We start from the raw sequence: 9937 nt of genomic DNA on the forward strand, positions 1-9937 counted from the left end.
ATCGTGGTTGATTTGTTGCTTATTGGAAATGTAATCACTCTAGGCCCCTATCTGAGGGCGCCGGGCCTGCTAATTGGCGGCCCCGTTATAATCTGTGCCATTGGTGCTGACGGGGAGTAATGTGCAACAGGATCCAGGTTCCATGTAATGTCGGCTTTTATGACGCTATCTATTGCAACTAGAAAGTCCGCTTTTGGGCGCAAAGCGGACATCTGTCTCAATGCCTGAACAAAGCCTCGCCTCGGGATGAGGCTTTGTTCTGCCGACTTAGTCGCAACGACGATCCGCGGCACTCAAATAATCTAAATTTCTGCCTATCGAGCGCACAATCCATTCGACTTCTGCACACAGTCGAGCATTGCTGTTCATGTTCAAGCGCTTGGACATAAGGCGGTGGCAGACCCGGCTGGGTATTCAGCTGGGCTTTGGGTGGTGGGGCAGCATGATGCTGCGTCGATTAAGGAGAACCACCCATGACAAAGACCAAAAAGCCTGAGGGGATCGAGACAACCACAGTCCCCTCAAAGCCTCAACAGATCTTAAATGTGCTGAACCGAGACGGCGGTGCCACGCTCGCAGAACTCGCGACACTTGCAAACTGGTTGCCGCATTCGACGCGGGCATATCTGACCGGCCTGAGGAAGAAGGGGCACGTTATCGATAGCGACAAGGTGGATGGCGTTCGCCTCTACCGCATATCATCGTCGCTCGAGGCGTAAGGCGGTGGTTATTACAAACAGTCTAAGCTTGGAACTGGCCCGCCTTGTTACCATGAAACCTGCCGAACTGCGTTCTCGATGGCGTGAGGTCTATCGCAACGTGCCACCGGATATAGGACCCGATCTGCTCCGGCGCGGTATCGCCTATCGGTTGCAGGAGCGTGGGCAGGGAAGCCTGACCAGCTCCACCCGTCGTGACATTGAACGCCAGATAAAGAGGCTGGGCAAGGATGATGTAGAAGCGGTGATTGCGCCTTCCCTAAAGCCTGGAACCCGTCTGGTGCGCTCGTGGCATGGGAAAATGCATCAGGTGCTTGTTCTTGATGATGGGTTTGAGTTCGACGGCAGGAGGTATGCATCGCTAACCCAGATCGCAGGCGACATCACCGGCACGCATTGGTCCGCGCCCAGGTTCTTTGGCCTAGTCACTAGGCTACGGAGAAGGGCAGTAGGGCCATGATATCACCTAACCGCAAGCGCTGTGCCATCTATACGCGCAAATCGACCGAGGAGGGGCTGGAGATGGACTTCAACAGCCTGGATGCCCAGCGCGAAGCATGTGCGGCCTATATACTGAGCCAGGCAGGCGAGGGATGGGAACAAGTTGGCGAGCTATACGATGACGGCGGCTGGTCAGGAGGTTCCATGACCCGTCCTGCACTGAAGCAACTGCTCGACGACATACAGGCAGGCAAGGTCGATATTGTTGTGGTCTATAAGGTTGACCGGCTGACCCGGTCGCTTGCGGACTTTGCCAAGATCGTCGAGATCCTTGATGCAAAAGGCGCCTCGTTCGTGAGCGTTACACAGGCGTTCAACACCACGAACAGCATGGGTCGTTTGACGCTCAATGTATTGCTATCGTTCGCGCAGTTCGAACGCGAGGTCACAGGCGAACGTATCCGTGACAAGATAGCCGCATCCAAGCGTAAAGGCATGTGGATGGGGGGTACGGTTCCCCATGGCTATCGTGTTGAAGACCGCAAGTTACTTATCGAGCCAACGGAAGCCGAGGAGGTGCGATATATCTTTATCCGCTATCTTGAACTCAAGTCAGTACCGGCACTGGTAGATGACCTCGCACAGCGCGGCATGCGCACCCGAACCCGCACGCTCAAGCTAGGCCGAACCATCGGCAATGTCTGCTTTGGCAAAGGGCCGCTTGGGTTTCTGCTTAAGAACCCCGTGTTCATAGGCAAGATCAAACATAAGGATGCCGTTTATGACGGTGAGCATGATCCGATAATCGATCACGACACCTTTGATCGCGTCCAGGCCATGCTGGCGAGCAACACTCGGGACAAGCTAATATCGAAGCATGCAAAGTCGCCAAGTCTTTTGGCAGGACTTGTCACTGATCCTGATGGCAGGCCAATGTCGCCTTCACGCGGACAGAAGGGGTCGAAGCATTATTGCTATTATGTCACTCGGTTCAAACCAGGCGAAGACCGTTCGACCATCTGCAGACTGCCAGCTGGCCCGCTCGATCAGATTGTCATAAAAACACTTAAGGCATATCTGAGAAAACCCGCTGAACCTGATGCATCAACATGCAAGGTTGAATGGCAGGCCGATTGCCAAACCGAAGCCGCGTTAGCTGACAGCCTTGACCATATTACAACGAGCGAGTTGCGTGCGATATTGTTTGACCGTCTTGTGAAGGTGAACGTTGCCGCCGACCGGATCGACGTTGTGATTGGGGAAGAAGACGCAGTTACTATAACCACGCCTGCACAATTGGTTCGCCGAGGAAATGAGCTTCGGATTGCCCTGTCGCCTGATGGCGAATCCGCCAATGACAAAAATGCTGATGCTGCCCTCGTTCGCCTCGTGGTTCAGGGTTTTGCAGCAAGAGAGCATCTCCTAACCGGCGAAGAAATTTCAGCAGTATCACGTTATGAGAAGCGGCACTTGCATCGGCTTGCGAGAATGTCTTGGCTAGCACCGGACATCATAACCGCCATTCTCGATGGTCGGCAGCCTGTTCAACTGACCGCCCGTCACCTGATGCGCTGTGCAGATATCCCGATGGAGTGGCAGCAGCAGCGACAATTTCTAGGGTTTACCTAGTGCCGCTCCGAAACAAAAGTGGTGCCACGAAATAGGGCCCCGGAGATATCCGGGGCTTTTTCGTGAGATCGAGCCCCTGCAATCTGTCTCTGGTGTCCCGCCCTTAAAACTAGCCCGCACAAGTAACCGAAGTTACGCGACAATTATCGAGCAAAGCCAATAGTCTGAAAATGCTGGAGATATTGAGAACTTCCTGGTGCTGCTGGGGAGGATTGAACTCCCGACCTCGTCATTACCAATGACGCGCTCTACCACTGAGCTACAGCAGCAATACCGAAGGTGCGGCGCTATGCGAAGGCTGGCGCTTAATGTCAAGCGGCTTGCACCGGTGCTGCTGATTTGGCATCGCCCATATTGTATACAGGGCCTTAAGGAGAGCAGCATTGGCAAAAGATGCAGAGGATAAAGAGCGGATCAAATCTGAGCGGTTACGCGCGGCGCTACGCGCCAATCTGCGCAGGCGAAAAGCCAGCCCGCTTAATGCTGCGTTCGATAAGACTGAGGATGCGGCTTTGGTGGAAGAAACCGTTTCCGAATCTTGAGCCAATTGTCTTGGGCAGCATCACATGCATTAGGCGTAAAAAAAGACCCGCCGTAAAGCGGGTCTTTAAAGGAAAAGAACCTTTGCCTTTCGACAGAAAAGTCCTCGGGTCGCATGATCCTGTTATACATATTTTAAAGATTTGATTGTACGGACTCATCGATACATTTCAATTTATTTGACAATTCCGGCCAAAATATTCTCAGATGGTCTTGTGCGTTGGTGCACAGGCCGTTGCACGTCGGGCGATAGTCGTGAATAAGTCTTGAATGCTTTACCAATTTTTACGCCCGATGTTGTTTAAGGCCGACGCCGAAACCGCACATAATTTGTCGATCACTGCGCTGAAATTTGCGCCTATTCCAACACTCGGTTCGAAAAGCGATATACTGGCTCAAAATTTCGCAGGTTTGCGCTTTGCAAATCCTGTGGGTCTCGCGCCGGGCTATGATAAAAACGCCGAAGTTCCGCTGGAAATATTGCGCCTTGGCTTTGGCTTTACCGAGGTTGGGACGCTCACGCCGCTGCCGCAAGAAGGCAACCCAAAGCCACGCTTGTTCCGTTTGGTTGAGGATAAAGCAGTCATCAACCGAATGGGTTTTAACAATGCAGGGCAGGAAGCGGCGATTGCCCGTCTGCGCAACATTCCGGACGATGCTTTAACCGGACCACTTGGTATCAACATTGGGGCAAATAAGGACAGTGCCGACCGCATTGCCGATTATGTCATTGGCGTCCGCAATATGGAGCCGCTGGCGGATTATTTGACGGTGAATATTAGCTCGCCCAACACCCCGGGGCTTCGGGCGCTGCAAGATAAAGCTGCGCTGGACGATTTGCTGGCGCAAGTGATGGCGGCGCGGACCCAGGGTACCCCTGTGTTCTTAAAAGTTGCCCCCGACCTTCAACCAGCCGACATCGACGATATCGTTACCGTCGCCATATCGCGCGGTATTGCCGCCCTAATCATTTCCAATACAACTATTGCACGTCCGGCGCTTGCGTCCCGTTATGCAGGAGAAACAGGCGGCCTTTCAGGGGCTCCGCTGCGCGACATGGCGCAGCAACGTCTGGTGGATTTCCGCAAGGCAAGTGGTGGACAAATCGGCCTCATTGGCGTGGGCGGCATCGCCTCAGCGCAAGACGCGTATGCCCGCATCAGGGCCGGGGCTAATTTGGTGCAAATTTACAGCGCGCTTGTATATCAAGGTCCAGGTCTTGCCCGCAGGATCAATAAGCAGCTGCAGCAGCTTTTGCATGGCGACGGTTTTTCTAATGTTTCGGACGCAGTCGGTGTCGATGGGTAAATCCGCGCTTGGCTTTGCATAGGTTAGGAGGCTAGGTTCATCCGATGAAAAAAACATTGTTTGTGCTCACGGCGTCGGCCGTCCTTTTTGCCCAGCCCGTTGTTGCTGAAAATATAGGTGTAACGTCGTCGGCTGACCCGCGCGCCACGGATGCGGGGATGGAGATGTTGCGCCAAGGTGGCTCTGCCGCAGATGCTGCTATGGCTATGATGCTAACGCTGACAGTCGTCGAGCCGCAATCCAGCGGTATTGGTGGCGGCGGCTTCCTGTTGTATCAGGATAATGCCAGGGGCATTTTATCAACGATCAACGGCCGCGAAACCGCGCCAGCCGCCGCAACGTCGGACAGGTTCGTTGGTCCGGATGGCAAGCCGCTTGGTTTTCTTGAGGCCTTTCAAGGTGGCCGGTCCGTTGGGGTGCCAGGAAATGTGCAGCTGATGGCGCAAGCGCACCAAAAATGGGGCAAACTGCCTTGGGCAACAATATTTAAACCCGCCATTCGGCTCTCGCAGAAGGGTTTCATTGTCAACAAGACGCTTGAATCGCGCTTGGCGGCTATTCAGGGGCTTTGGCCTAATTTTGATGAAGCGCGCACGACATATTGGCGGGATGGCAAGCCACTTAAGACAGGGATGACGTTTAAAAATCCCAAACTTGCCGCAACCTTGTCGCTGCTGGCCAAAAAAGGGCCGGAGGCATTTTACACCGGGCCGATCGCTAGCCAGATTGTACACGCTGTCACCACCAGCAAACTTAGCCCCGGCGACATAACGATGACTGATCTTGCGCAATATCGCGCCAAGGAACAGCAAGCGGTGTGCGCACCCTATCGTGTATATGTAGTTTGCGGAATGGCACCGCCGTCATCCGGTGCCACGACTGTGCTTCAGATTTTGGGGACTCTGCAACGCTTTGACCTAAAAGCGATGGGCAAGGATAGCCCGCAAAGCTGGTATTTGATTGGCCAAGCGATGCAGCTTGCTTATGCTGACCGCGAAAAATATCTGGGTGATGATGCGTTTGTAAATGTGCCGGTCGCAGGGCTCCTGAACCCCGAATATATCAAAGAGCGCTCAGCATTGATTGACCCAGAAAAGGCGCGTGCCGATTATCCTGCGGGTAACCCGCCGGGTGCCGCCCCGCGCACGGCCGGGATTTCGAGCGAAGTTGCTGGCACGACGCACTTCACGGCGGTCGACAAAAATGGAAACATTGCCAACATGACCTCCACGATTGAAGGTCCCTTTGGCAGCCAATTGATGGCCGGCGGCTTTTTCTTAAATAATGAACTGACCGACTTCACCTTTGCGCCCGAAAAGGACGGGGCGCCAGTGGCCAACCGTGTAGTGGGGGGCAAACGGCCTTTGTCGTCAATGGCACCCACGGTCGTGTTTGATCGCGACGGCCGTGCCGTGCTTGCCTTAGGTTCAGCCGGTGGCAAACGCATTATCATGCATGTCACCAAGACGCTGATTGGTGTAATTGACTTTGGCCTTCCGCTCCAACAGGCGATTGATTTGCCGAACATGTATTTTGGCGGCGGTGGCCTTGAGGTCGAACAGAATAGCATGTTGTCCGCCATGGCCGACGGACTTGGTAAATTTGGACAAAAGGTTCGTCCGGTCGATCTGGGCTCAAAGGTCAATGGTGCGCAGCGTATCGGCAATAGCTGGACAGGTGCTGCCGACCCGCGCAGTGAGGGTACGTCGGCGACTATAGACGCCAAGGGCAAAGTAAAAGTGACCGTGCCAAGGTCAATTGACGAAGCGCCTACCGAGGATGTTGGTTGATAGCGACGGCACGTTGCGCCAAACCCATTTGCGCGCTAGCATAATGAGATAGAGGCCGGACAGTGGGCCGTATGGAGTTCCTTAGGAGAGAATAGTGGCCGCCGAGCAATTCGACGATTTTGACAGCTTTCCCAACCTAGTAACGATGTTTTTTGCACGTGCGCGACATCGTGGTGACACCCCATTTTTATGGGCAAAGCATGATGGTGCGTGGCAATCCATCAGCTGGTCAGACGTCGCCCAACAAGTTGCCGCTTTTGCAAAATCGCTGCGTCAGCTGGGTCTGGAAAAGGGCGACCGCGTCATGCTGGTTTCCGAAAACCGGCCCGAATGGTGCATCGCGGATTTGGGCATAATGGCGGCAGGATGCGTGACCGTGCCGACATATGTGACCAACACCGAGCGCGACCATCAGCATATCTTGGACAACAGCGAAGCGCGCGCGGTTGTCGTGTCGACGGCAAAGCTGGCCAAGACATTGATGCCGGCGGCCTTACGGTCGTCGCAAGCCGAGTTCATCATCACCATGGAGCCGCAGCCAGCGATGCAACATGGGCAGTTGTCGTTGCACCACTGGTCCAGCATGGTGAACGGCACCGATGCGGATGTGCGTGCCAGTGAAGCCGCCATGGCTTCGGTAACGCGCGATGATTTGGCGTGCATTATCTACACCAGCGGTACAGGCGGTGCCCCGCGTGGCGTGATGCAGCAGCATGGCGCGATCTTGCATAATGCCGATGGCGCTGCCGCGGTTTTACGTGAGGATTTCGGGCTCGACGAAGAAGAAGTTTTCTTGTCCTTCCTGCCCCTGTCACATGCTTATGAACATAGCGGTGGGCAGTTTCTCCCCATCGGCGTCGGCGCGCAGATTTATTATGCCGAAGGGTTGGAAAAGCTGGCCTCGAACATAGAAGAGACGCGGCCAACGGTCATGGTTGTTGTTCCTCGGCTGTTTGAGGTGTTGCGCCAGCGAATGATTAAGGCAGTCGAGAAGCAGGGCAAGTTTCCAAGCTATCTGCTCGACAAGGCGCTCACTATTGGCGAGCGTGATTATTCCGGCCGCAAACGTTTAAGCGATGCGCCGATGCGTTTGCTTTTATCGCGCACAATCAAGCCAAAGATTCAAGGTCGCTTCGGTGGCCGTATGAAGGCGATGGTTTCTGGTGGCGCGCCGCTGAACCCCGACATTGGCGTGTTTTTCCAGTCCTTGGGCATCACCTTGCTGCAAGGCTATGGTCAGACTGAGTCCGGCCCGGTTATCAGCTGCAACCGGCCCAAAGCTGGTATCAAGATGGACACTGTTGGTCCGCCGCTGAAAAATACTGAGGTCAAAATTGCCGAGGATGGTGAAATTTTGGTGCGCGGTCCTTTGGTGATGAAGGGATATTGGCGCAACAAGGCCGAAACCGACCGCGTCATCAAGGACGGATGGCTGCACACTGGCGATATCGGCCATATCGATGAGCGCGGCAGAATTGCCATTACGGACCGCAAAAAAGACCTGATCGTAAATGACAAGGGCGACAACATCGCACCGCAAAAGATCGAGGGTATGCTGACGCTTCAGCCTGAAATTTTGCAAGCGATGGTGTCAGGTGACAAGCGTCCGTATATTGTCGGGCTGATTGTACCCGACCCCGAATGGGCGGTGGAATGGGCGCATGGGCAGGACATTAAATTTGACTTTACCGAGCTGCAAGCCAATCCGCAGTTCCGCGCCGCGGTGCGCGCTGCAGTTGACCGCGTAAACGCAGACGTCTCCGTGACTGAAAAGGTACGGCAGTTCGAATTTACTGATGAACCGTTTTCTATCGAGAATGGCGAAATGACGCCGAGCATGAAAATCCGGCGTCATATCATTCGCGAACGCTACACCGCGCGCGTCAATGCCATGTACAAGGATTAAGCAAGGTGCTGTAGTTTGACGATGGGTGCTAAGTTATTCTGCGCCCATACCAAAAATTCAACATTGCCTTGCGGCCCAGTGATGGGGCTGGTGGTGAGCCCGTGCACTGTCCAATTTTTTTCGACCAACCACATTTTAATCTCGTTGCAAACGCGTGCGTGGACGTCTGGGTCCCTGACCACACCGCCCTTGCCAACTTCTTCGCGTCCAGCCTCAAACTGCGGCTTGATGAGCGCAATTAACTGCGCGCCGACCTTGGCGAAGGTGAGCGGCCGATCGAGCACTTTGGCAAGCCCGATGAAGCTTGCATCGCATACAATGAGGTCGACGGGTTCTGATATATGCGCTTCGGTTAAAATGCGTGCGCTCGTCTGTTCATGGACGATTACCCGGGGGTCTTGGCGTAGCTTCCACGCCAACTGGTTTGTGCCGCTATCAACAGCATAGACGCGCGCCGCGCCATGTGTAAGCAGCACATCGGTAAAGCCACCGGTTGATGAACCGACGTCGATTGCAACATTGCCGGTCACATCGATCGCGAAGACCTCAAGCGCATGGGCGAGCTTGATACCTCCGCGGGAGACCCATGGGTGGTCGCTGCCTCGAACGCTGATGTCCGCATCCTCGGCAATTTGCTGTCCTGGCTTTTGCGCTTTTGCTTCACCAATATAGACATGACCCGCCATCACCAGCGCCTGCGCGCGGGTTTTGCTTTCGGCAAGGCCGCGATCAACGATGATCTGATCCAGTCGTGTTTTTTTGGTTGCCATGTCGCAACATGCTAGCGGACCGAAGGGGATTTGGCCATAAGACAACATCATGCAAACCCGTCACCTGACCCTAGTCGCCATGCTGGCGCTCTCCGCGTGCGTTTCGCCACCCCCTCCACCTGCGCCAAAGACGGTATCCGCGCCTCCGGGGGCTGCTGCAATGGCCCCAGTGCCCGAATTGACTGGTGATTGGAATGACTGGCCTTTCACGCCCGGGGACTGGACCTATAGCCGCGACAGCCGGGGTTCAGTTGGACAGTTCGGCGCTTCGGGTCGAACGGCAATGCTTAGCTTGCGTTGCGATATGCAGACACGCCGCGTCACTTTGTCACGAGAGGCATCGGCGCCGGCACAGCATATGGTCATACGCACGTCGTCAATGACAAAGCAGTTGCCCGCCCAGCTAACTGGCGGAACGCCCGCTTATGTTGCGGTGGAAATTATGACGAACGATCCGATTTTGGATGCCATGGCTTTTAGCCGCGGGCGGATATTGGTCGAAGTCGAAGGGCAGCAGCCCATTATCCTGCCATCATGGGCCGAAATTGCGCGCATTGTCGAAGATTGTCGGGGATGATTTGAAGCGGCATATATTGCAGCGCAGAACCCCAATATTTGAACGAAAAAAAATATAATTCAAGACTTGTTTAACACTGCGGATTGATTCAATTTCAGTCCTGCGGAGGGCAGATATATGTTTGAAGCACGCAAATTCCATTCAACGAAAGGAGGTGATCCGATGTCTCATGGTTCAGTTAAGAGGTCGGAAAATTCCGTTCGGGAGATCGGCCGCTGAGCACATCAGCGATGCCGGTCACGGCATGAAAGCAACTT

At 54.5% G+C, this 9937-nt stretch carries 9 protein-coding genes and 1 tRNA gene; 8 read left to right on the plus strand and 2 right to left on the minus strand.

The genetic code is table 11. The features are described 5' to 3' along the window. Window positions 1-473 precede the first annotated feature (473 nt). The 3 genes from ACIQ2T_RS09460 to ACIQ2T_RS09470 are packed head-to-tail and all read left to right on the plus strand — an operon-like array spanning window position 474 to window position 2789. Window positions 474-719, plus strand: coding sequence for a DUF3489 domain-containing protein (locus tag ACIQ2T_RS09460; RefSeq protein ID WP_397590594.1), 246 nt, complete (start codon window positions 474-476; stop codon window positions 717-719). A gap of 4 nt (window positions 720-723) precedes the next feature. Further along, window positions 724-1179, plus strand: coding sequence for a DUF2924 domain-containing protein (locus tag ACIQ2T_RS09465; protein ID WP_397590595.1), 456 nt, complete (start codon window positions 724-726; stop codon window positions 1177-1179). Further along, on the plus strand, window positions 1176-2789 hold the full coding sequence (locus ACIQ2T_RS09470; RefSeq protein ID WP_397590596.1) for a recombinase family protein: 1614 nt from the start codon (window positions 1176-1178) through the stop codon (window positions 2787-2789). Before ACIQ2T_RS09465 ends, ACIQ2T_RS09470 begins: the two co-directional genes overlap by 4 nt. Before the next feature lie 194 nt (window positions 2790-2983). On the opposite strand, the gene ACIQ2T_RS09475 is transcribed toward ACIQ2T_RS09470, so the two are convergent. Next, window positions 2984-3058, minus strand: a tRNA-Thr gene (locus tag ACIQ2T_RS09475). 114 nt (window positions 3059-3172) lie between these two features. Here ACIQ2T_RS09475 and ACIQ2T_RS09480 point away from each other — a divergent pair. From ACIQ2T_RS09480 to ACIQ2T_RS09495, 4 genes are all read left to right on the plus strand, one after another. Then, window positions 3173-3331: a hypothetical protein gene (locus tag ACIQ2T_RS09480; protein WP_397590597.1), complete on the plus strand. Its 159-nt coding sequence runs from the start codon at window positions 3173-3175 to the stop codon at window positions 3329-3331. A 268-nt stretch (window positions 3332-3599) separates the two neighbouring features. Continuing rightward, the gene (locus tag ACIQ2T_RS09485) at window positions 3600-4637 is read left to right on the plus strand and encodes a quinone-dependent dihydroorotate dehydrogenase (RefSeq protein ID WP_397590598.1); all 1038 of its coding nucleotides are present in this window, start codon (window positions 3600-3602) and stop codon (window positions 4635-4637) included. Window positions 4638-4681: 44 nt separating this feature from the next. Then, a complete protein-coding gene (gene ggt / locus ACIQ2T_RS09490) occupies window positions 4682-6427 on the plus strand; it encodes a gamma-glutamyltransferase (RefSeq protein ID WP_397590599.1) in 1746 nt (581 codons plus the stop codon). Between the two features lie 145 nt (window positions 6428-6572). After that, window positions 6573-8333 carry an AMP-dependent synthetase/ligase gene (locus ACIQ2T_RS09495; RefSeq protein ID WP_397590602.1) on the plus strand — a complete coding sequence of 587 codons (1761 nt, stop codon included), beginning with the start codon at window positions 6573-6575 and terminating at the stop codon, window positions 8331-8333. Here ACIQ2T_RS09495 and ACIQ2T_RS09500 read toward each other — a convergent pair. Beyond that, on the minus strand, window positions 8330-9103 hold the full coding sequence (locus ACIQ2T_RS09500; RefSeq protein ID WP_397590600.1) for a TlyA family RNA methyltransferase: 774 nt from the start codon (window positions 9101-9103) through the stop codon (window positions 8330-8332). The two genes, ACIQ2T_RS09495 and ACIQ2T_RS09500, sit on opposite strands and share 4 nt — an antisense overlap. Before the next feature lie 49 nt (window positions 9104-9152). Here ACIQ2T_RS09500 and ACIQ2T_RS09505 point away from each other — a divergent pair, with 49 nt between their 5' ends. Beyond that, on the plus strand, window positions 9153-9680 hold the full coding sequence (locus ACIQ2T_RS09505) for a hypothetical protein (protein WP_397590601.1): 528 nt from the start codon (window positions 9153-9155) through the stop codon (window positions 9678-9680). Window positions 9681-9937: the final 257 nt, after the last annotated feature.

It is taken from the genome of Sphingorhabdus sp. (assembly GCF_044357595.1).
In the GTDB taxonomy this organism is placed as follows: domain Bacteria; phylum Pseudomonadota; class Alphaproteobacteria; order Sphingomonadales; family Sphingomonadaceae; genus Sphingorhabdus_B.